Annotated in this window: 20 protein-coding genes; 15 read left to right on the top strand and 5 right to left on the bottom strand. The window is 69.5% G+C overall.

The annotated features are described in order from the left end of the window. Positions 1-74: 74 nt before the first annotated feature. Positions 75-1,802 carry a methionine--tRNA ligase gene (gene metG, locus LNW73_RS15575; protein WP_250990309.1) on the bottom strand — a complete coding sequence of 576 codons (1,728 nt, stop codon included), beginning with the start codon at positions 1,800-1,802 and terminating at the stop codon, positions 75-77. Positions 1,803-2,106: 304 nt separating this feature from the next. Between metG and LNW73_RS15570 the strand changes: the two genes are divergently transcribed. Continuing rightward, the gene (locus tag LNW73_RS15570) at positions 2,107-2,340 is read left to right on the top strand and encodes a DUF397 domain-containing protein (RefSeq protein WP_250980247.1); all 234 of its coding nucleotides are present in this window, start codon (positions 2,107-2,109) and stop codon (positions 2,338-2,340) included. A 12-nt stretch (positions 2,341-2,352) separates the two neighbouring features. On the opposite strand, the gene LNW73_RS15565 is transcribed toward LNW73_RS15570, so the two are convergent. Further along, on the bottom strand, positions 2,353-2,844 hold the full coding sequence (locus LNW73_RS15565) for an ATP-binding protein (protein ID WP_250976851.1): 492 nt from the start codon (positions 2,842-2,844) through the stop codon (positions 2,353-2,355). A 181-nt stretch (positions 2,845-3,025) separates the two neighbouring features. Between LNW73_RS15565 and LNW73_RS15560 the strand changes: the two genes are divergently transcribed. The 7 genes from LNW73_RS15560 to LNW73_RS15530 all read left to right on the top strand — a co-directional run bounded on the left by LNW73_RS15560 (position 3,026) and on the right by LNW73_RS15530 (position 9,768). Next, a complete protein-coding gene (locus LNW73_RS15560) occupies positions 3,026-3,892 on the top strand; it encodes a helix-turn-helix domain-containing protein (protein WP_250976852.1) in 867 nt (288 codons plus the stop codon). 64 nt (positions 3,893-3,956) lie between these two features. Then, on the top strand, positions 3,957-5,414 hold the full coding sequence (locus LNW73_RS15555; RefSeq protein WP_250976853.1) for an aldehyde dehydrogenase family protein: 1,458 nt from the start codon (positions 3,957-3,959) through the stop codon (positions 5,412-5,414). Positions 5,415-5,649: 235 nt separating this feature from the next. Next, entirely contained in the window at positions 5,650-6,045 is a 396-nt protein-coding gene (locus LNW73_RS15550) for an STAS domain-containing protein (RefSeq protein ID WP_250976854.1), read from the top strand. Between the two features lie 85 nt (positions 6,046-6,130). Next, on the top strand, positions 6,131-6,304 hold the full coding sequence (locus LNW73_RS15545) for a hypothetical protein (RefSeq protein ID WP_250990308.1): 174 nt from the start codon (positions 6,131-6,133) through the stop codon (positions 6,302-6,304). Between the two features lie 134 nt (positions 6,305-6,438). Then, positions 6,439-7,929 carry an APC family permease gene (locus tag LNW73_RS15540; RefSeq protein ID WP_250990307.1) on the top strand — a complete coding sequence of 497 codons (1,491 nt, stop codon included), beginning with the start codon at positions 6,439-6,441 and terminating at the stop codon, positions 7,927-7,929. After that, positions 7,926-8,384, top strand: a complete 459-nt coding sequence (locus tag LNW73_RS15535) for a hypothetical protein (RefSeq protein WP_250990306.1) — start codon at positions 7,926-7,928, stop codon at positions 8,382-8,384. Before LNW73_RS15540 ends, LNW73_RS15535 begins: the two co-directional genes overlap by 4 nt. Positions 8,385-8,424: 40 nt before the next feature. Next, the gene (locus tag LNW73_RS15530) at positions 8,425-9,768 is read left to right on the top strand and encodes a dipeptidase (protein WP_250990305.1); all 1,344 of its coding nucleotides are present in this window, start codon (positions 8,425-8,427) and stop codon (positions 9,766-9,768) included. Between the two features lie 16 nt (positions 9,769-9,784). Here the strand turns inward: LNW73_RS15530 and LNW73_RS15525 are convergent, their stop codons facing one another. Both LNW73_RS15525 and LNW73_RS15520 read right to left on the bottom strand, forming a co-directional pair. Continuing rightward, on the bottom strand, positions 9,785-10,645 hold the full coding sequence (locus LNW73_RS15525; protein WP_250990304.1) for a YhjD/YihY/BrkB family envelope integrity protein: 861 nt from the start codon (positions 10,643-10,645) through the stop codon (positions 9,785-9,787). Further along, the gene (locus LNW73_RS15520; protein ID WP_250976860.1) at positions 10,642-10,881 is read right to left on the bottom strand and encodes a hypothetical protein; all 240 of its coding nucleotides are present in this window, start codon (positions 10,879-10,881) and stop codon (positions 10,642-10,644) included. Before LNW73_RS15520 ends, LNW73_RS15525 begins: the two co-directional genes overlap by 4 nt. 217 nt (positions 10,882-11,098) lie before the next feature. Here LNW73_RS15520 and LNW73_RS15515 point away from each other — a divergent pair, with 217 nt between their 5' ends. From LNW73_RS15515 to LNW73_RS15505, 3 genes are all read left to right on the top strand, one after another. Then, positions 11,099-11,518: a DUF6325 family protein gene (locus LNW73_RS15515; protein WP_250990303.1), complete on the top strand. Its 420-nt coding sequence runs from the start codon at positions 11,099-11,101 to the stop codon at positions 11,516-11,518. 87 nt (positions 11,519-11,605) lie between these two features. Beyond that, a complete protein-coding gene (locus LNW73_RS15510; protein ID WP_250990302.1) occupies positions 11,606-11,893 on the top strand; it encodes an SHOCT domain-containing protein in 288 nt (95 codons plus the stop codon). A 34-nt stretch (positions 11,894-11,927) separates the two neighbouring features. Continuing rightward, entirely contained in the window at positions 11,928-14,054 is a 2,127-nt protein-coding gene (locus LNW73_RS15505) for a SpoIIE family protein phosphatase (protein ID WP_250990301.1), read from the top strand. Between the two features lie 60 nt (positions 14,055-14,114). On the opposite strand, the gene LNW73_RS15500 is transcribed toward LNW73_RS15505, so the two are convergent. Then, on the bottom strand, positions 14,115-15,362 hold the full coding sequence (locus LNW73_RS15500) for a helix-turn-helix domain-containing protein (RefSeq protein WP_250976864.1): 1,248 nt from the start codon (positions 15,360-15,362) through the stop codon (positions 14,115-14,117). Positions 15,363-15,791: 429 nt separating this feature from the next. Here LNW73_RS15500 and LNW73_RS35985 point away from each other — a divergent pair, with 429 nt between their 5' ends. The 4 genes from LNW73_RS35985 to LNW73_RS15480 all read left to right on the top strand — a co-directional run bounded on the left by LNW73_RS35985 (position 15,792) and on the right by LNW73_RS15480 (position 20,260). Beyond that, positions 15,792-16,409: a hypothetical protein gene (locus tag LNW73_RS35985; RefSeq protein WP_138351269.1), complete on the top strand. Its 618-nt coding sequence runs from the start codon at positions 15,792-15,794 to the stop codon at positions 16,407-16,409. 282 nt (positions 16,410-16,691) lie between these two features. Then, the gene (locus LNW73_RS15490) at positions 16,692-18,335 is read left to right on the top strand and encodes a DUF6801 domain-containing protein (RefSeq protein WP_250990300.1); all 1,644 of its coding nucleotides are present in this window, start codon (positions 16,692-16,694) and stop codon (positions 18,333-18,335) included. Between the two features lie 54 nt (positions 18,336-18,389). Continuing rightward, a complete protein-coding gene (locus tag LNW73_RS15485) occupies positions 18,390-19,418 on the top strand; it encodes an ABC transporter ATP-binding protein (RefSeq protein ID WP_250990299.1) in 1,029 nt (342 codons plus the stop codon). Then, positions 19,415-20,260, top strand: a complete 846-nt coding sequence (locus LNW73_RS15480; RefSeq protein ID WP_250976867.1) for an MlaE family ABC transporter permease — start codon at positions 19,415-19,417, stop codon at positions 20,258-20,260. Before LNW73_RS15485 ends, LNW73_RS15480 begins: the two co-directional genes overlap by 4 nt. The last annotated feature ends 3 nt before the right edge of the window (positions 20,261-20,263 follow it).

Here is a 20,263-nt window from a genome sequence, read left to right as displayed (position 1 = left end):
GCCGGTCCGCCGCACCCCGAAAATGACGATGGCCGCCCCGACCGGGGCGGCCATCGTCATTGCGGGGTACAGAACTACTCGGCGGTGTCCGGGTTGCCGCCGAAGCGCTCGCGGTAGGCGTCGAGGTCCTCATCGGTGATCTTGGCGAAGAGCACCGGCGGGACGGTGAACGGGATGCCGGGCGCCAGGAAGGACAGCGACTTGGCCTCGTCCTGGCTGACCCAGGTCCGGTTGTCGTCGGGGAGGGCGAAGGCGCTGCGCATCGCGGCGGACGAGGACGGGATGAAGGGCTCGGAGACCACCGCGTACAGGTGGATGAGGTTCATCGCGGTGCGCAGGGTGAGCGCCGCGCCGTCCGGGTCCGTCTTGATCTCCATCCAGGGGGCCTTCTCCTCCAGGTAGGAGTTGCCCGCGCTCCACAGGGCGCGCAGCGCGGCCGCGGCCTTGCGGAACTGGAGGGTGTCCAGGTGGCCCTCGTACTCGGCCAGCAGCCCGGCGATCTGCTCACCGAGCTTCGCCTCGGCCTCGCCGGCCGTGCTGCCCGCCGGCACGTCGTCGCCGAAGCGCTTGCGGGAGAAGGACAGGACGCGGTTGACGAAGTTGCCCAGGGTGTCGGCGAGGTCCTTGTTCACGGAGGAGGAGAAGACCTCCCAGGTGAACGAGGTGTCGTCGGACTCCGGGGCGTTGGCGATCAGGAAGTAGCGCCAGTAGTCGGCCGGCAGCAGGTCCAGCGCGGCATCGGTGAAGATGCCGCGGCGCTGGCTGGTGGAGAACTTCCCGCCGTAGTACGTCAGCCAGTTGAAGGCCTTGACGTAGTCGACCTTCTTCCACGGCTCGCGGGTGCCCAGCTGGGTGGCCGGGAACATCACCGTGTGGAACGGGACGTTGTCCTTGGCCATGAACTCGGTGTACCGGACGTCGTCCGCCTCGTACCACCAGGACTTCCAGTCCCGGGTCTCCCCGGCGGGAGCGGCGTCCGCCCACTCCTTGGTGGAACCGATGTACTCGATCGGGGCGTCGAACCAGACGTAGAAGACCTTGCCGTCCGCGGCCAGCTCCGGCCAGGTGTCGGCCGGGACCGGAACGCCCCACTCCAGGTCGCGGGTGATCGCGCGGTCCTGGAGGCCCTCGGTGAGCCACTTGCGGGCGATGGAGGAGGCGAGGGTGGGCCATTCGCCGCCCACCTCGTCGATCCACGCCTCGACCTCGCCGGCCAGCTTCGACTGCAGGAGGAACAGGTGCTTGGTCTCGCGGACCTCCAGCGCGCTGCTGCCGCTGATCGCGGAGCGCGGGTCGATCAGGTCCGTGGGGTCCAGCACCCGGGTGCAGTTCTCGCACTGGTCGCCGCGGGCCTTGTCGTAACCGCAGTGCGGGCACGTGCCGACGATGTAGCGGTCGGGCAGGAAGCGCTCGTCGGCGAGCGAGTAGACCTGGCGGATCGCGCGTTCCTCGATGAAGCCGTTGGCCTGGAGGCGGCGCGCGAAGTGCTGGGTCAGATCGCGGTTCTCCGCGGAGGAGCTGCGGCCGAAGTAGTCGAAGCGCAGCGCGAAGCCGTCGTAGATCGCCTTCTGCGCCAGGTGCTGCTCGGAGCAGAAGGTGTCGACCGGCAGTCCGGCTTCCTTGGCGGCGAGTTCGGCCGGGGTGCCGTGCTCGTCGGTGGCGCAGATGTAGAGGACGTCGTGCCCGGTCTGGCGCAGGTAGCGGGCGTAGACGTCGGCCGGGAGCATCGACCCCACCATGTTGCCCAGGTGCTTGATCCCGTTGATATAGGGCAGGGCGCTGGTGATGAGGTGTCGAGCCATTGCAGGCTGCTCCCAATTCGTTACGCGGGGTGAGTGATTGATCTACGGACCGTCAATATCGTATCCGACCCCCCGGGCACCCCTTCTTGTTTTCCTCCGGAGGCCGCATCGGGCGGGCAGGCGACAGGCGCAGCCGGGGAGCACCGCGGGGGAGACGGCCAGGAACCGGTGGGGCCGGCGCCTCGTTGTTGATCACGGTGGGTGACTGCACGTGCGCATGCACGTGCACATGCACGTGCTGGTGCAACCGGTTATCATCTGGCTTACCCAGCAAGGCAGTTACGGGGAATTTGGGGAGCGTCTTATGAGCCGGACACAGAATGGCATGGCCTCGACAGATCTCCAGGGAGTCGTCTGGCAGAAGAGTTTGCACAGCAACGCGAACGGTACGTGCGTTGAGCTGGCACAGCTGCCCGACGGCGAGGTGGCGGTACGCAATTCACGCTTTCCGGACGGACCGGCCTTGATATATACGCGGGCCGAGATCGAATCACTGATTCTCGGGGTCAAGGATGGTGAGTTCGACCACCTCATGTGACCGTATATGAACCTATAGCGACGGGTCTTCGTCCATTCCGATCGGAGAATGGAAGAGGGCCCAGACGACTTTTCCCGCCCCGGTGAGCGGATGCCAGCCCCAGGTCTCGCTGTAGGACTCCACCAGGTGCAGCCCCCGTCCGGACTCCGCGACGAAGTCGGGCGTCCTGGCCACCGGACCGATGGCGCTGGGGTCGCGCACGGCGCAGACCACGCGTGAGGTCCAGCGCACCAGACTGAGATGGACCGGGGCACCGCCGGTGCCGGGAGGCACGGCGTAACGCAGCGCGTTGGTGACGAGTTCCGAGGCGACCAGCTCGATGCTGTCGAAGAGTGGTGCCAGATCCCAGCGCTGAAGTGTCGCCCGGGTGAATCTTCGGGCGTCGCGGACGGCTTCGAAGCGTCCTGGCAACTCGCACGTGGCGCCGCTGGACGCGGCCAGGCCCCCGGGGGCGAGCACTCCATCCCATAACGGCTCAAGCACAGTTGCGGCCTCAGTCCTCATGCGCGCCCACTGGGTATCTGCACGAACCCCATGGTCCCCAACGCCCACACGGTATGCAAGGGCGGATGCACGTGCAGATGCAAGGAATGATGCACGTGATGGTGCTGTGTGACCGGGCGAGTACTCAACGCAGCGCAGAAGTGGCAGACTGCTGACGACCTAGGGGCGGAGCGTGACGTAAATGACCACAGGGCAGCCGGGAGGCGGGTCCATCGTGCGACGAATTCTGCTGGGAGCTCAGCTGCGGCGGCTTCGCGAAGCGGGAGGAATCACCCGTGAGGCCGCTGGTTATTCGATCCGTGCGTCCGAATCGAAGATCAGCCGCATGGAGTTGGGACGCGTGAGCTTCAAGGAACGGGATGTGGCCGACCTCCTGACCCTCTACAACGTGGTCGACGACGAGGACCGCGCGGCCCTCCTCGGACTCGTGCGTGAGGCGAACGTGGCCGGCTGGTGGCACGGGTACGGGGACGTCCTCCCGGCCTGGTTCCAGACGTATGTGGGTCTCGAGGAGTCCGCCTCGCTGATCCGGACCTTCGAAGTGCAGTTCATCCACGGCCTGTTGCAGACCGAGGACTACTCCCGCGCGGTCGTCGAGCTCGGCCACCCCGGTGCGGCCACGTCCGAGATCGAGCGCCGGGTCGGCCTGCGGATGGAGCGGCAGAAGCTGCTGGTCTCGGAGCGGGCGCCGCACTTCGTCGCCGTCATGGACGAGGGCGCGCTGTACCGGCCGTTCGGCGGACGCGACGTCATGCGCGGGCAGCTGAGCCATCTGATGGAGGTCGCGCAGCAGCCGAATGTGACCGTCCACGTCCTGCCGTTCGAAATCGGCGGCCACGCGGCGGGCGGCGGTGCGTTCACCCTGCTGCGATTCCCGGAATCCGACCTGTCGGACCTGGTCTATCTGGAGCAGCTCACCAGCGCGCTGTACATCGACAAGCGTGAGGAAGTGGACTTCTACGACAAGACCATGGAAAGGCTCTGCGCGGACAGTCTTTCCGCCGAGCGTTCGCTCGAGCGACTCCGCAAGATCCATCAACAGGCTTGATACGAAGGTAATATGACGCAGCATCACTAACGCGTGCCGCATCGGCCACCGCGAAAGGGATAAAGTGTCGTACTTCTCCGAGCTGGCTCTTCAGTACATCGACGGTGAGTGGCGCTCCGGCTCCGGCTCCTGGGACATCGTCGATTTCAATCCCTACAACGGGGACAAACTCGCCTCGATCACGGTGGCGACGAAGGCCGAGGTGGACCAGGCGTATCGGGCGGCGGAACGGGCCCAGACCGCCTGGGCCGAGACCAACCCGTACGCCCGCCGGCTGGTCTTCGAGCGCGCGCTGAAGGTCATCGAGGAGCACGAGGCCGAGATCACCGAGGCGATCATCGCCGAGCTGGGCGGCACGTATCTCAAGGCCGGCTTCGAGCTCGCCCTCACCAAGGACATGCTGCGGCAGTCGATGCAGCTCGCGCTGCACCCCGAGGGACGGATCCTGGCCTCCCCGGTGGACGGCAAGGAGAACCGCCTCTACCGGAAGCCGGTCGGCGTCGTCGGGGTGATCAGCCCGTTCAACTTCCCGCTCTTCCTCGGTCTGAAGTCCATAGCCCCGGCGCTGGCGCTCGGCAACGCCGTGGTGCTCAAGCCGCACCAGAACACCCCGGTGGTCGGCGGCACGCTGATCGCGAGGATATTCGAGGAGGCGGGCCTGCCGGCCGGTCTCTTCAACGTCGTCATCACGGACATCGCCGAGATCGGCGACAGCTTCATCGAGCACCCGGTGCCCAAGGTCATCTCCTTCACGGGTTCCGACCACGTGGGCCGGCACGTCGCCACGGTCGCCGCCTCGCACTTCAAGCGGACGGTGCTGGAGATGGGCGGCAACAGCGCGCTCGTCGTCCTGGACGACGCCGACCTGGACTACGCGGTCGACGCCGCGGTGTTCAGCCGCTTCGCCCACCAGGGCCAGGTGTGCATGGCGGCCAACCGGGTGCTGGTGGACCGCTCGGTGGAGCAGGAGTTCACCCGGAAGTTCGTCGCGAAGACCGCCTCGCTGATCGTCGGCGACCCGGCCGACCCGGCCACCCAGATCGGCCCGCTGATCAACACCCTCCAGGCCGAGCGCATCACCGCCGAGGTCGCCCAGGCCGTCGAGGCGGGCGCCACGGCGCTGCTGCTCGGTGAGGCCGACGGAGCCGTCGTGTCACCGACCGTGCTCGGCGACATCCCGGCGGACGCCGCGATCCTGCGCCGTGAGCTGTTCGGCCCCGTGGTCCTGGTGGTGCCCTTCGACGGCGAGGAGGAGGCGGTCCGGATCGCCAACGACACCCCGTTCGGGCTCAGCGGCGCCGTCCACACCCGGGACATCGAGCGCGGTGTGCGCTTCGCGCAGCGCATCGACACCGGCATGATGCACGTCAATGACGGCACCATCGCGGACGAGCCGATCGTGCCCTTCGGCGGCGAGAAGGCCTCCGGTGTGGGGCGGCTCAACGGCGATGCCACGGTGGACGCGTTCACGACCGTGAAGTGGATCTCCATCCAGCACGGACGCAGCCGGTTCCCGTTCTGACCGGCGCTGCCGTTTCCGCTCGGACCAGGACGCCGATCCCGTTCTGACCAGCGCTCCGACGCCCCGGTAGCCCGGCTCTGCACGGTCGTCAGATCGATCTTCACTCGGACGGGTGAAGATACGTATCTGTTCCGGGCTACCGCCTCCCCTGTGCGAATTTCCTCCGGATACGGTGACCGTAGGTCACCCAGGCCCCGGTGGTCGCTCGCACGGTCGGCCGCGGGAGGGGACACCGGTGCAGGATGATGCCCACAGTGATCCGCCGATCGGCCCGCCGTATCTGGTACCCCCGGCCAATCCGTATGCGCGCACCTACCGGATCGACGGGTTCACCGTCGTGGAGCTGCGCGGTGAACTGGACATCGACACCGCGCGGTTCGTGGCCCCGCACCTGGATCTCGTCTCCGGCGGACCGCCACCGCTCCGGGTCGTCGTCGACCTGTGCCCGCTGGAGTTCATCGACTGCTACGGCCTGTCCCTGCTCTGCCGTGCCCGCCGCCGCGTCCAGGCCAGGGGCGGGGAGCTGAGAACGGTCTGCGACCGCCCGTCGACCCTGCGGTTGCTGCGGCTGACCGGGCTTGCCGAGGCATTCCACCCGGTGCCGAACCTCGCGCGCGCCATGGGCGGTTGAGCGCAGCCCGCCCCGGTAGCGGGTGCTGAGGAATGGTGTTTGCCTGAGGTAGTCCGAATTGGACACCTTTCAGGAGGAAATGGTCATGTCCAAGCACACAGCCCGCAGCGCCCACTCCAAGGGCATGAGGCATACCGAGCAAGTGGATGCCGCGCAGGCGAAGCACCGCGCCAACGAAGTGCGGGAGAACCTGGACGCTTTCGAGCACAACGAGAGCCCCAAGGCGGAACGGCAGCACGTGCGCGAGCCCCAGGAGTAGCGGCTGACGGATGAGGGGCGGGTCCCGGTACGGGGCCCGCCCCTCAGCCGGTCGGCGGACACCCGGATGCGGGGGTGGACAAACCGGGTGATCCTGTGCCGGACAGCTCAGAGGGCAATCGGAGGGTCGTCAGCATGGCGTCGATGGACATCCCGGCCGGTGGGAAGGACGCGGCGAAAGCCGCTTCGCCGGCCACCAGCGCGGCGCGTGTGCCGGGCAAGCAGTACATGTCGTGGCTGACGCTGGCGTTCATGACCACCAGTTCGGTGGCCAGCCTCCGCGCGGCGCCGTCCATGGCCGTCTACGGCCTCGCCGCCGTCTTCCTCTACGTCGTGCCCGCGATCGTGTTCCTGATCCCGACGGCGCTGGTCTCGGCCGAGCTGGCGTCGGGCTGGAACGGCGGTGTGTACCGCTGGGTGAGCGAGGGGCTGTCGAAGCCGATGGGCTTCCTGGCGGTGTGGTGCCAGTTCGCGATGACGATCTTCTACTACCCGAGCCTGCTGGCCTATGTGGCGAGCACCTTCGCGTACATCATCGATCCGCGGCTGGCGAGCAACGGCCTCTATGTGGCCATCGTGATCGTGGTGCTGTTCTGGACCGGTGTCTGGGTCTCCTCGCGCGGCACGAAAGCCGTGGCGGGCCTGGCGAGCGGCGGCCTGATCATCGGCACCCTCATCCCGGGTGCGGTACTGGTGATCCTCGGCTTCGTCTTCCTCGGCCAGGGCAACACCTCGGCCGCGCCGATGAACGCCTCGCACATCCTGCCGCAGTGGACCGGGCTGGCGAGCCTCGTGCTGATCGTCAACAACTTCCTGTCGTACTCCGGCATGGAGATGAACGCGGTGCACGTCTCCTCGCTGCGGAACCCGGACAAGGAGTTCCCCAAGTCGATGTTCACCGCGATGGGCCTGGTGCTGCTGATCTTCATCCTTCCGGCGCTGGCGGTCAGCTGGGTCGTCCCGGCCCACGACCTGAGCCTGACGGCCGGGGTCATCCAGGCGTTCGACGCCTTCTTCTCCTACTTCAACGTCGGCTGGCTCACACCGGTCTTCGGCGTGATGCTGGTCGCGGCGGCGCTCGGCGGCATGCTGACCTGGCTCGCCGGACCGTCCAAGGGCCTGCTGCTGATCTCCCGGCAGGAGGGCTATCTGCCGCCGTTCCTGCAGCGGCTCAACAGGTTCGGCGTCCAGCAGAACATCCTCGTCGCGCAGGGTGTGGTCACCACCGTCATCGCGCTGCTCTACGCGTTCATCCCCAACGTCTCCAGCGCGTACTGGATCTTCTCCGTCATCACCACGCAGATCTACCTGATCGTCTATCTGCTGATGTTCGCGGCGGCGATCCGATTGCGGAAGACCCAACCGGACCATCCACGCGGCTACCGGGCGCCCGCGCTGCCCGTGCTGTGCGTCGTCGGCCTGCTGTCGTCGCTCGCGGCGCTCGTCATCGGCTTCGTGCCGTCCTCGCAGTTCGGCGGCGGCAGCGTCCTCGCCTACGTGGGCATCGTCACGGCCGGGCTCCTGCTGCTGGGGCTGCTGGTGCCGTACCTGTTCTACACACTGCGCAAGCCCAGCTGGCGCCAGCACGTGGACGAGGACCCGGCAGAGGCGGGAGTCGACGCATGAAGCGCACCGCGGGAAACATGAAGCGCACCCTGATGGCGTCCGAGCACCGGTGGATCTACATCGGCTCGATCGTGCTGCTGGTGGTCTTCGCCGTCATCGGGATCATCCAGTACACGACCCTGCGCGAGACGGTCAAGGCCAACGACAAGGCCAACCAGCTCTCCAAGCTGCTCACCGACGCCGGCTACCCGGTGCCCGACCACGACCTGATCGTCCGGACCCTGGGCGACGACGGCGCGTCGCTGTGCAGGGACCCGGGCAACTCCCTGATCAAGGCGCAGGCCAAGGCGGCACTCGTCAACGGCGCGAGCGGACCCGGTACGCGCCCGGTCATCGCCGACAGCGAGGCGATCAGCGCGGCCTCGCTGGCCGTCTCCGTCTACTGCCCGGACAAGCTCGGTGACTTCGAGAAGGCGTACGGCGGCCTCAAGTACGACGACACCGTCAAGAAGTGACCGCCGCCACCGCAACCCCGCACCCTCCAGGAGCCGTGTGATGTCCGACGACCTCAAACAGCGCATCAGCGGCCTGATGCCCCGCGCCAAGGCCGACCTGACGGAGCTGGTCGCCATGACCTCGGTGGCCGACCCCCGCCAGTACCCGGCGGAGGAGTGCCACCGCACCGCGCAGTGGGTCGCGGACGCCTTCACCGAGCTGGGCTTCACCGACATGCGGCTGGCCGACACCATCGACGGCAGCAAGGCCGTGCTCGGCCACCGGCCGGGCCCGCCCGGCGCGCCGACCGTGCTGCTCTACTGCCACTACGACGTGCAGCCGCCGCTCGACGACGCCGCCTGGACCAGCCCGCCCTTCCAGCTCACCGAGCGCGACGGCCGCTGGTACGGGCGCGGCACCGCGGACTGCAAGGGCAACATCGCCATGCACCTCACAGCGCTGCGCGCGCTCGGCGACGACATCCCCGTCACGCTGAAGTTCATCGCCGAGGGATCCGAGGAGCAGGGCACCGGCGGTCTGGAGGACTTCGTCCCGAAGAACGCCGAGGAGCTGCGCGCCGACGCGATCCTGGTCTGCGACACGGGCAACGCGGCCGTCGGCGTCCCCGCCGCGACCGTCACGCTGCGCGGGCTCGCGAACGTCGTGGTCACCGTCACCGCGCTGGACTCCGAGATGCACTCCGGGATGTTCGGCGGGCCCGCCCCCGACGCCCTCGCCGCGCTCATCCACATGCTCGCGTCGCTGCGCGACAGCCGGGGCAACACCACCGTCGACGGCCTGGACAACACCAGGACGTGGACCGGGGAGGGCTACGACCCGGAACAGTTCCGCACCGACGCGCACATGGTGGCGGGCACCGAGCTGCTCGGCGACGGCACCGTCTCCGACATGCTGTGGGCCCGCCCGGCCCTCACCGTCCTCGGTATCGACTGCCCGCCCGTCGTCGGCTCCTCCGCCGCGATCCAGGCCACCGCCGCCGCGCGCCTCAATCTGCGGGTGCCGCCGGGCACCGACCCGCGCACGGCGCAGGACGCGCTCGCCGCGCACCTGGAGAAGGCCGCGCCCTGGGGAGTGCGGGTGGAGATCGAACGGGAGTCGTCCGGCGCGCCCTTCGAGGCCGTCACCACGGGGCCGGCCTACGCCGCCCTGGGGGCGGCCATGGAGGAGGCGTACGGCAAGCCCATGACGACGCTCGGGCAGGGCGGCTCGATTCCGCTGTGCAACGTCTTCGCGGACACCTACCCCGGGGCCGAGATCATCCTGATGGGCGTCGAGGAACCGCTGTGCCTCATCCACGCGCCGAACGAGAGCGTCGACCCGACCGAGATCGCGAACATGGCGCTGTCCGAGGCGCTGTTCCTGCGGAGCTTCGGGAAGAAGTAGCGGCGGCGGGAGCGGGCTACGGCCCGGAAGCGGCGACGGACGGTGCCGCCGGCCCGGACGGCGGGGCCGGCGGGGGCGGGGTGCCCAGCCGCCGGGCCACCGGCTTCTCGTGCGCGATCACATAGCCGACGCAGATCCCGATCGTGATGACGGTGAAGAGCACGATCAGCCAGGACAGCAGGACGAAGAGCGACCCGAACGGGCCGAACTGCCGCAGGCTGCGCTCGACGGCCCCCGGCATGTAGATCGCCGACCACCCGACGACCCCCAGAACGCCCGCCGACACCAGCATCGCCCCCGGCAGCAGCGGCGGCCAGGGGATGCGGGAGCCCAGCAGGAAGCGCTGGGTCCACCACCACAGGAGCGTCCCGGAGACGAACTGCAGCGGGACGCCGAGGGCCGCGCCCACGCCGAAACCGTCGTGCAGCGGGCCCTGGAGCAGCAGGTCGACGAGCCAGACCGCGAGCCAGACCACCCATCGCCACGCGACCAGCCGGGCGCCGGCCCTGGGCATCCGCCAGGCCCGTTCGCAGGTCCGCTGCAGGGCGCGGCTGCAGGCCGTCGCCGAGAGCAGGGTGACGATGACGCCGACGATGCCGATGGAGTTGGTCTCGGTGGTGTCGTCGGCCGAGTAGACCTGCCGGACCTGGTCCAGCGCGTCGTCGTGCAGCCCGAGTACGGAGTGCAGCGAGGAGACGAGCTGGTCGCGGACCCCCTGGGGCGCGAACGCGGCGATCACGAAGAGCGCGGGCAGGGCGCCCAGGAAGGCCTGGGCGGCCAGCCGGGTGGCGCAGTCCAGGACGTTCACCACGCTGAACTCGTGGACGAGCCGTCCGATGAACGGGACCCTGCGCAGCACCCGGTCGAGAACGGTCACAGGCGAGGGGGGTCCTCGTAGTACCGCTGCTCGTAGACGCGCTCGGATTCATGGCGGCGGTCCGTACGCCGGCGGCGGCCGAAGGCCAGCAGCATGCCGATGAGAAGACTCGCGGCTCCGCCGAGCATGCAGATGGTGCCCAGGACGCCGATGTCGATCCACCGGGTCTGCCAGGTGATCGCGTATCTCAGGATCGCCCCGATGATGATGAGGGCGAGCCCACCGGCTGCGGTCATGTCGAGGTCCCTTCCGGGGCATGGACGGCGTCGGTCGTCACCGGCTCTCCGCCCAGCCTGCGGGGCGCGGCTCCCGCTGTCCTGTCGGGAGCCGTCACGTTGGGCCGTTGGGGGACGGGAATGTCATAGTCTAAATGCAGACAAATACTCCCAAAGTTATGCTGGCGATCCGATTCCGGTAGCGGACTCGGACACCGCACCCAGGAGAGGACGGACCGTGGGAATCGGACCCGTCGAATACCTCGTCGTCGCATTTCCCGGCAGCCGGTTCACCGGCCGCATCGCACCCGCGCTCGCCGACATCGTCGCGTCCCGCACCGTACGGATCCTCGACATCACCTTCGTCCGGCGGGCGGCGGACGGGACGATCGACTGTGTGGAGCTCCAGGACCTCGACCCCGACGACCTGGTCGCCTACGACCCGGTGGAGGGCACTCTCGCCGGGCTCTTCAACGACGCGGACATCCAGGCGCTGGCCCAGAGCGTGCCGCCGGGCAGCTCGGCGGCGCTCATCGTCTGGGAGGACCTGTGGGCGGTGCCGCTCACCGACGCGGTACGCGGCGCGGGCGGCGTCACCGTGGCCCACGAGCGGATCCCGGCGGAGATCGCGGAGCGGGCGCTCTCGGAAGCCCGCTGACGGTTCGATCGCCGTCCGATCGCCCGTCCGATCGACCGTCCGACGACTCGGAAAGGACGTCCCGACATGCCGTTCCGCAGAGGAGCCATGAACCGCAGGGGGCCCGGGCTGCTGGGCGCCGTCGCGCGCACCGCCGTGGTGGCCGGCACCGCCTCCGCCGTCAGCGGCCGGGTGCGGCAGCACCAGCAGGAGAAGTTCGCCGGCCAGGAGGAGCAGCAGGCCGCGCAGCCCCCACAGGCCTCACAGGCCCAGGCGGCGCCGCCGCCCGCCGACGACACCCTCAGCCGTCTGGAGCGGCTGGCGGGGCTGAAGTCCCAGGGAATCCTCACGGAAGAGGAGTTCGCCGCCGAGAAGGCGAAGATCCTGTCGGGTTGACCGGCGGGAACCGCGACACCCCGGGAGTACGGATATGCCCGAACAGGACCGGCCGCCCGACCGCGGCGAGCTCCCGGGCACCGGCACGCCCCGTACCGGTCTGGCCGAACGCCTCGCCCTGAACCACATGGGCAGCTTCGACTGGGACCTCAGGCTCGGCACCCTGGAGCTGGACCCGGCCGCCCTGGAGGTCTTCGACCTGCGGCCGGAGGAGTTCAACGGCCGGCCCAACTCCCTGTACAGCCGGGTGACGCCCGAGGACGGCGCCCGGCTCGACGCCGTACTCAACCGGGCCCTGCACGAGCGGGCGTCGTCGTACGGCATGTACTTCCAGGCGTTCCTCCGGGACGGCACACCGCGCTGGACGCACACCCAGGGCCGCATCCTGCGCGACGAGGGCGGCAAGGCCGTGCGCGTCATCGGCATCGTCCGGGACGCCACCGCGGAACTCACCCACTCCACCTTGCTGCGGACCCTGGAGGAGGACCGCAAACGCCAGACCTCCATGGTGGAGCGGACCACCCAGGCGCTGTCGCGCGCCGTCACCGTCGACGACGTCACCGCCGCGCTGACCGGCAGCGGCGGGCTGGAGCGGTTCGGGGCCGACGGCCTCGCGCTGGGGCTGGTCGACGGCAGCATGCTCAAGCTCATCGCGCTGACCGGCCGGTCCATGAAGGTCCTGTCCGACCTGCGGCTCACCCGGGTCGACGACGACCTCCCTCTGTCCGAAGCGATCCGCAGACAGCGCCCCCGGTTCATCGGCTCGCTGTCGGAACTCGCCGACCGCTACCCCCGGCTGCGGCCCTACATAGGGGAGTTGGAGATCGAGGCGGCGGCCTACCTCCCGCTGGTGGCCCAGGCCCGCTCCATCGGCGGCCTCTGCCTGTTCTACCGGGACCGCACCCACTTCACCGCCGAGGACCGCAACCTCTGCCTCGCCCTCGCGGGCATCGTCGCCCAGTCGCTGCAGCGCGCCATGCTCTTCGACCAGGAGCGCGAGTTCGCCACCGGGCTGCAGGCCTCGATGCTGCCGCGGCGGATCCCCGAGGTCGTCGGCGGGGAGATCGCCGTCCGCTACCACGCGGCCTGGAGCGGCCGGGAGGTCGGCGGCGACTGGTACGACGTCATCCCGCTGCCGCAGGGCCGCATCGGCGTGGTCGTCGGCGACGTCGAGGGCCACGACACCCACGCGGCGGCCATGATGGGCCAGCTCCGCATCGTGCTGCGCGCCTACGCCGCCGAGGGCCACGCCCCTTCCACGGTGCTCGCGCGCGCCTCGCAGTTCCTCGCCGAGCTCGACACCGAACGCTTCGCCACCTGCACCTACGCCCAGGTCGACCTGGCCACCGGCGACGTGCGCGTGGTGCGCGCCGGGCACCTCGGGCCGCTGATCCGGCACACCGACGGGCGGACCGGCTGGCCCAACGTCCGCGGCGGGCTGCCGCTCGGCCTGGCCACCCACTTCGACGACCACGAGTACCCGGAGACCCGGCTGGACCTGGTGCCGGGGGAGACCCTGCTGCTGTGCACCGACGGGCTCGTCGAGCAGCCGGGCAAGGACATCGGCGAGGGCATGGACGAGCTCGCCGACGCCGTACGGCACGGACCGCACGGCGCTGCCGCGCTCGCCGACCATCTCGCCGACGGCCTGTGGGCCCGGCCGGGCGCCGAGGACGACATGGCGCTGCTCCTGCTGCGCCGGGCGCCCGACCCGGGCACGGCCAAGGCCCCGCGCATCCACCAGTACGTCCACCAGGCCGACCCGGAGGGGCTGGCCGAGGCCCGGGCGGTGCTGCGCCAGGCGCTGTCGGACTGGGGCGCGGGCGAACTGGCCGACGATGTCGAGCTGGTGGCCGGCGAACTCCTCACCAACGTCCTGCTGCACACCGAGGGCGGTGCCGTGATGACGCTGGAGATCGTCCCCTCGGTACGGATCCAGGGGCCCCACCGGGTGCGGCTGGCCGTCCAGGACCGCTCCAGCGTCTGGCCCCGCCGCAGGACCCCGGGCGAGGCCGCGACCTCGGGCCGCGGTCTGCTGCTGATCGACTCCCTCGCCACCCGCTGGGGCGTGGAGCCGCGCGGGGAGGGCAAGTCGGTGTGGGCCGAGTTCCGGTGGCTCGGGGCGGACGACCGGCCGGAGACGGGCCCCCCGGCTCCCTGACCCCGGCTCCCTGACCCCCGGCTCCCTGACCCCCGGCGCGGTCGTTCCCGGCTTCCGGCGTCAGAAGGGTTCGCGCACGCCGGGCGGTAGGCCCGGCAGCCCCGACGGGCCCGCGCGCTCCTGGAGGTGCAGGGCCCGGAGCACGATCTCGGTCGCGAACCGGGCGTCGGGATCGGAGAGTTGGTCGCCGAAGGCGCGGTCGAGGATCCGCATGCGGTAGCGCACGGTCTGCGGGTGCACTTCGAGGAGTTCGGCCATCTGGGCGGCGGTGCCGCGGGTGGTGAGCCACGTGCGCAGGGTGTCGACGAGCCGGGTGCGCTGGGTGGGGGTGAGGCCGACGAGCGGGCCGAGGTGCTTCTTGCTGAGCTGGTTGATCAGGGCCGGGTCCCCGAGGAGCCATAACGGCAGCAGGTGGTCCTCGCACAGCACCACCGGCCGGTCGTCGATGATCCCGGCGTCGGCCAGCGCGAGGGTCTGCCGCGCCCAGCGCAGCGAGTCCGCCGCGTCCCCCAGCGGTGTGGTCAGTCCGACCGCCGCCCGGCTGCCGGTCAGCGCGGTGTCGAGGGCCGCGCGCCGGACGTCGTCGAGCGGTCCGGGGACCAGCAGATGGGGTTCGGGTCCCGACAGGTCGACGAGGATGTCGCGGTCCAGGGCCGCCCGCGTCAGCTTGGACTCCGGGCCCAGGGCGACGAGCGTCACCTCGTCCGGCAGCGGCCAGGCGGCGTGTTCGGCGAGTTCGGCGATCGCGGCGAGCGATACGGAGGGGGTGGCCAGAATCAGCCGCAGCACCCGGCGGCGGCGGTTGTCCGGTTTCTCGCCCAGCTCGGCCATGGCTTCCAGATAGCCCTCGCGGGAGAGCGACGCGAGCTCGCCGACATAGGCGAACAGCGAGTCGGCGAAGGTCATCATGACGGAGGGCGGGAGCTTGTAGCGCTCGGAGACCTTCATCGCCCGGCGCAGCCCGACCCGGGCGCCGATCCGGTACGCGGCCTGCAGGCTGTCCAGGCTGCGGCCCTCGTACGCCTCGAAGCGGCCGAACCTGCGGCACATGTCGTCGCGGAGCGTGGAGGTCGTGGTGGGCGCGGCGATCTGGTCGACGAAGGTGGCGATGTTCTGCTCGATGCCGATGCGTATCGCGTGCCCATAGGGCCCGTCCAGAATGTGGGAGTACTCCGGTAACGCCCCGATGATCTCGGCGGACATCTCCTGGAAGAGGCTGGGCAGTTCGGGCCACATGATCGCCGCGAGCTCCTGCGGGATCGGTCGCAGCGGCTCGGCCGGTCCCGCGGCCCGTCTCGCTCCGGACACGCTCGTCCCCCCTCAACTAGGCGGCGCAGGGTGGGGCATCGGACATGCCGGGAGTGACGTACGACACGTCGTAGCTCGTCGAAACATAGACCAACAGCGGCCGGAGCGCAGCACCCAGTGGCCGTAAACGTGCACGGGCCATGTGACCGGCGGCCGGTCCCCGGTGGCCGTGCGTGCTCACTTCCGGACAGTTCGCAGCCGGAATTTATTGCTCCAGAGATAAGAAAATACTCGGGAGTAAGGTCGTTCTCCCAATCTCTGACTGGAGTATTGCGCCACCCGGTTACCGATGCGTAACGTGCCCATTCGCAAGGGCAGCCGAATTCATTCGGTGCCGCGTTCCAGGTATTGAGCCGCAGTCGAAATCCCCGCCTGAACAGCGGGGATCACGGTTAATCAGGTACGCCAACTCCTTGAAAGGATCAGCCCGTGCGCAAGCTGACCAAGAGCACCATCGTCGTCGGTGCGGCCCTCGCCGCCGCCGTCGGATTCTCCACCTCCCCCGCCTCCGCGGCCGGCACCTGGACCGTGACCGGCGGTGGCTCGTTCACAGCGGTGGCGACCAGCCCGATCCTGACGGACACCAACACCGGCACCCAGCTCAAGTGCACCAAGTCCAACGCCGCCGGCAGCGCCGCGAACGGCACCGGGCTCTCCGGTACCGCCATCGCGAGCATCTCCTCCGTCACCTGGACCAGTTGCTCGGGTCCCGCCGGCATCTCCTTCACCGTCACCGCTCAGGGCCTGCCCTGGAAGCTCAACGCGGCGACGTACTCCGCGGGCGTCACCACCGGCACCATCACCGGCGTCAAGGCCCACATCAGCGGTCTGTGCAACGCGGACTTCAACGGCCCGACGGCCGGCAGCACCGCCACCCTCACCGGCAAGTACACCAACTCCACCCACGTGCTGACGGTCAGCGGCGGGAACCTGAAGGCGTACAACGTCTCGGGCATCTGCCTCGGTCTGATCAACAACGGTGACAGCGCGGTCTACAGCGCCAACTACGTCCTGAGCCCCGCCACCCTGCAGATCACCTCTCCGTGAGCCAACCCGCTGTGCGGACCCCGGCCCGGAGCCACGGGCCGGGGTCCCGCGCCGCGGAGCGGACGGCCACCGACGCCCGGCTGCTCACCGGTACTCAATGGAATACAAAACTCCGCTACGTATTTATCACCCAGTGATAAGAAATCCGACGGCCTGGAGATCGCGGAACATTCCTGTGTTCGATCACTTGTCCTCGTTATTACCCGCACGTAGTGTCCTGCGTCCCGACCGAGTTCGCGATTTCCCGCAGGTCTGCGCCGAGCCAGTCCGAGGAGTGCCGCAATGAGGGGTGCAGGTGTTCCACGCCGTACGGTGCGGCTGGCGGGCCTCGCGGCGGCGGCGCTCGTGGCGGGGCTGTTGTCCGGGTCCGGCTCCGCGGCTGCCGGCCGGGACGGGCCGCTGACGATGGCGTACCAGTGCGCCTTCCCCGGCGGCGATCAGCCGGTGCACGCCGTCCTGACCCAGCTCTTCCCGGAGACCGGAGCGGTCGACAAGCCGATCCAGCCCGGTGATCTGACCATGGCGCTGACGGTGCCGCGCGCCGCCGTCGACGGTCTCGTGCCGGACGCCACCGGAACGCTGGCCGGTACCGGAACCCTCACCGCCCGTGTCACCCAGGGCACTTCGGCCGCCGACGCCCCCTGGCCCGGACTGCGGGCCCCCGCCGTTCCGGTGACCGGCAAGGACGATCTCGTGCTGACGTTCAAGGGCGAGGTGCCGCCGGTGACCGTCACCGCGGCGGGCGAGGTGAGCTTCGGCGCGGGTGCGCTGGCCCTGGAGCTCACACCGGGCAAGGCCGCCGCGACGGACGCGACGCCGTCGCCCGTACCGGCCACCGCCGCCCCCGTGAAGGTGGCCTGTACTCCGGAGGCCGGGCAGAACGCGCTGCTGGGGGCGGTGCCGGTGCCCGTGCCGGACCCCAGCCCGTCGGGCTCGCCCCCGTCGTCACCCTCGTCATCGGGACCGGCCGCACCGTCCTCCTCCGCGACGCCCTCCGCCCCCGGTATGTCACCGGGTACGCCGGCGAGTACGTCACCGGGTGCGTCGGCCAAGCCGGGCGCGCCGCACAACAGCACCATCAAGGTCGAACCGCCGGTGCATTCCGGCACGTACGACTGCGACGTACTGCCCAAGGGGAAGCTGGACTTCGATCACATTCCGCTGAAGGACGAGCAGGATGCCGGCGCGACGGTCACCGAGACCACCTTCGATCTCGGCTCGTGCGCCTACGCGACCGGATACTCCAACGTCCACAAGCTCAGCGGCGCCGCCGTCATCAATGACGCGCACAGCGCCAGGGGCCCCTCCCTGACCTACATCAACATGAACGTGCGGATGGCGGTCCAGCCCAATCCCCCGCAGTACTACGAGTTCGACTCGCTCGGTTCGATGACGCTGCCGGTCGCCGATTCCACGTTCCTGACCTACGGATTCGTGCCGACGACGGCGAAGATGGCGCTCACGCCCGATCCGGTGAAACCGCTGCTGACCATCGTCACCACGGGTACCAACTTCGTCGAGCAGAACGTCATCACCACGATCTACGGATATCAGTGGCTCCGGCTCTACGACGTCAGGATCAACGGCACCCCGCTCGACGTCGGACCGAACTGCCGCACCAGGGCGCCGATCCAGCTGGCGCTCGTCGGGCTGCAGGACGCGCACATGCCCGGCGGCGGTGACGGCAAGCCGGACTACACCATTCTCGACGGCGGCCCGCTGCACCAGGAGAACCTGACGATCCCCGCCTTCACCGGCTGCGGGACCCACGGCGAGAACCTCGACGCGCTCTTCACCGCGGCGGTGTCAGGCCCGGGGAACTCGCTCAACCTCAACCAGGGCACGCTCTGCGCGCCCTGGGCCGGACTCGGCTGCGACGCCTCCACCGGTACCGAGATCCAGATCCCGCCGCTGCCGCACCGCTGACCAGTCCGCCACCGGCGCCGCGGACGGCGCCGGCCAACCATCCCGGGAGGTGTAATGGGAATCGAAGTGGTCGTCGAAGGCCTCACCAAGTCGTTCGGCAGTCAGACCGTCTGGCAGGACGTGACGCTCACTCTGCCGCCCGGTGAGGTCAGCGTGATGCTGGGCCCCTCGGGTACCGGAAAGACCGTGTTCCTGAAGTCGGTGATCGGGCTGCTCAAGCCCGAGCGCGGGCGGGTCATGGTCAACGGCGTCGACATGGTGAACAGCCCGGAACGCGACGTGTACGAGGCGCGCAAGCTCTTCGGCCTGATGTTCCAGGACGGCGCGCTGTTCGGGTCGATGTCGCTCTTCGACAACATCGCCTTTCCGCTCCGCGAGCACACGAAGAAGAAGGAATCCGAGATCCGCCGCGTCGTGATGGAGCGGATGGACATGGTCGGACTCCTGGGCGCCGAGGGGAAGTTGCCCGGCGAGATATCCGGCGGCATGCGCAAGCGCGCCGGACTGGCCCGCGCGCTGGTGCTCGATCCGCAGATCATTCTCTGCGACGAGCCGGACTCCGGCCTCGACCCGGTCCGCACCGCGTACATCTCGCAGCTGCTGATCGATCTGAACGCGCAGCTCGACGCGACGATGCTGATCGTCACGCACAACATCGACATCGCCTCGACCGTGCCGGACAACATGGGCATGCTCTTCCGCCGCCGGCTCGTGGCCTTCGGCCCCCGCGAGGTGCTGCTGACCAGCCAGGAACCCGTGGTGGCGCAGTTCCTCGGCGGGCACCGGGCCGGTCCGATCGGGATGTCGGAGGAGAAGGACGAGGCCACGATGGCCCTGGAGGAGCGGCACGGCGTCACCGGGAGCAGTTCGGTGCCCCGCACCATCGAGCCGCAGCTGGAGCCGACCCCCGGGCTGCCGGTCCGGCAGGCGGTGCTGCGCCGCAGGGAGCGGGTGCTCGGCCTGCTGGACACGCTGCCGCCGGCCGCGCGGCACGCGGTCGAGTCCAGCTTCGACCGCACCGGGCACGTCGCCGCCGGGCAGCAGGCCGCCCCCGCCGGCCGCGCGGGCGGAGGGCCGTCATGACGGCTCCCGCACTGGATCCGCCACGGGACCCCGCACCGGCGCCGCGGCCGGCGGCGCCTCCCGTGCGGCGGCCGGTCCCGGGGCTGGGCGCGCTGCGCGAGACCGGCCGGCTCTTCTCGCTCGCCGTGACGACGGTCGGCGCGATGTTCCGCAGACCGTTCCAGGTCCGTGAGCTGATCGAGCAGTTCTGGTTCATCGCGAGCGTGACGATCCTGCCCGCCGCCCTCGTGTCGATCCCGTTCGGCGCGGTGATCGCGCTCCAGGTCGGGTCGCTGACCCAGCAGCTCGGCGCCCAGTCGTTCACCGGCGGCGCCAGCGTGCTGGCCATCATCCAGCAGGCGAGCCCGCTGATCGTCGCCCTGCTGATCGCGGGCGCCGGCGGTTCCGCGATCTGCGCGGACCTCGGGTCGCGCAAGATCCGCGAGGAGCTCGACGCGATGGAGGTCATGGGCGTCTCGCCGGTGCAGCGCCTCGTCGTCCCCCGGGTGCTGGCCGCGATGTTCGTGGCGGTGCTGCTCAACGGACTGGTCTCGGTCGTCGGCACGCTCGGCGGCTACTTCTTCAACGTGATCATGCAGCACGGCACGCCGGGCGCGTATCTCGCCAGCTTCTCGGCCCTCGCCCAGCTCCCTGACCTCTACATCAGCGAACTGAAGGCGCTGATCTTCGGCTTCATCGCGGGCATCGTCGCCGCCTACCGGGGCCTCAATCCGCGCGGCGGGCCGAAGGGCGTCGGCGACGCGGTGAACCAGTCGGTGGTCATCACCTTCCTGCTGCTGTTCTTCGTGAACATGGTGCTCACGGGGATCTATCTGCAGATCGTCCCCGCGAAGGGATCCTGACCG

Origin of the sequence: Streptomyces sp. RKAG337 (assembly GCF_023701715.1) — a bacterium.
Lineage (GTDB): Bacteria > Actinomycetota > Actinomycetes > Streptomycetales > Streptomycetaceae > Actinacidiphila.
The sequence above is the reverse complement of the archived record's forward strand: the minus strand, read 5'-3'. Positions and strand labels throughout refer to the sequence as shown.

Excerpts from the sequence above, each read along its gene's own strand:
- LNW73_RS15485 (WP_250990299.1), top strand. The coding sequence starts at position 18,390 with ATGGGAATCGAAGTGGTCGTCGAAGGCCTCACCAAGTCGTTCGGCAGT.
- LNW73_RS15505 (WP_250990301.1), top strand. The coding sequence starts at position 11,928 with ATGCCCGAACAGGACCGGCCGCCCGACCGCGGCGAGCTCCCGGGCACC.
- LNW73_RS15480 (WP_250976867.1), top strand. The coding sequence starts at position 19,415 with ATGACGGCTCCCGCACTGGATCCGCCACGGGACCCCGCACCGGCGCCG.
- LNW73_RS15535 (WP_250990306.1), top strand. The coding sequence starts at position 7,926 with ATGAAGCGCACCGCGGGAAACATGAAGCGCACCCTGATGGCGTCCGAG.
- LNW73_RS15540 (WP_250990307.1), top strand. The coding sequence starts at position 6,439 with ATGGCGTCGATGGACATCCCGGCCGGTGGGAAGGACGCGGCGAAAGCC.
- metG (WP_250990309.1), bottom strand. The coding sequence starts at position 1,802 with ATGGCTCGACACCTCATCACCAGCGCCCTGCCCTATATCAACGGGATC.
- LNW73_RS15545 (WP_250990308.1), top strand. The coding sequence starts at position 6,131 with ATGTCCAAGCACACAGCCCGCAGCGCCCACTCCAAGGGCATGAGGCAT.
- LNW73_RS15560 (WP_250976852.1), top strand. The coding sequence starts at position 3,026 with ATGACCACAGGGCAGCCGGGAGGCGGGTCCATCGTGCGACGAATTCTG.
- LNW73_RS15510 (WP_250990302.1), top strand. The coding sequence starts at position 11,606 with ATGAACCGCAGGGGGCCCGGGCTGCTGGGCGCCGTCGCGCGCACCGCC.
- LNW73_RS15520 (WP_250976860.1), bottom strand. The coding sequence starts at position 10,881 with ATGACCGCAGCCGGTGGGCTCGCCCTCATCATCATCGGGGCGATCCTG.
- LNW73_RS15565 (WP_250976851.1), bottom strand. The coding sequence starts at position 2,844 with ATGAGGACTGAGGCCGCAACTGTGCTTGAGCCGTTATGGGATGGAGTG.
- LNW73_RS15490 (WP_250990300.1), top strand. The coding sequence starts at position 16,692 with ATGAGGGGTGCAGGTGTTCCACGCCGTACGGTGCGGCTGGCGGGCCTC.
- LNW73_RS15570 (WP_250980247.1), top strand. The coding sequence starts at position 2,107 with ATGAGCCGGACACAGAATGGCATGGCCTCGACAGATCTCCAGGGAGTC.
- LNW73_RS15530 (WP_250990305.1), top strand. The coding sequence starts at position 8,425 with ATGTCCGACGACCTCAAACAGCGCATCAGCGGCCTGATGCCCCGCGCC.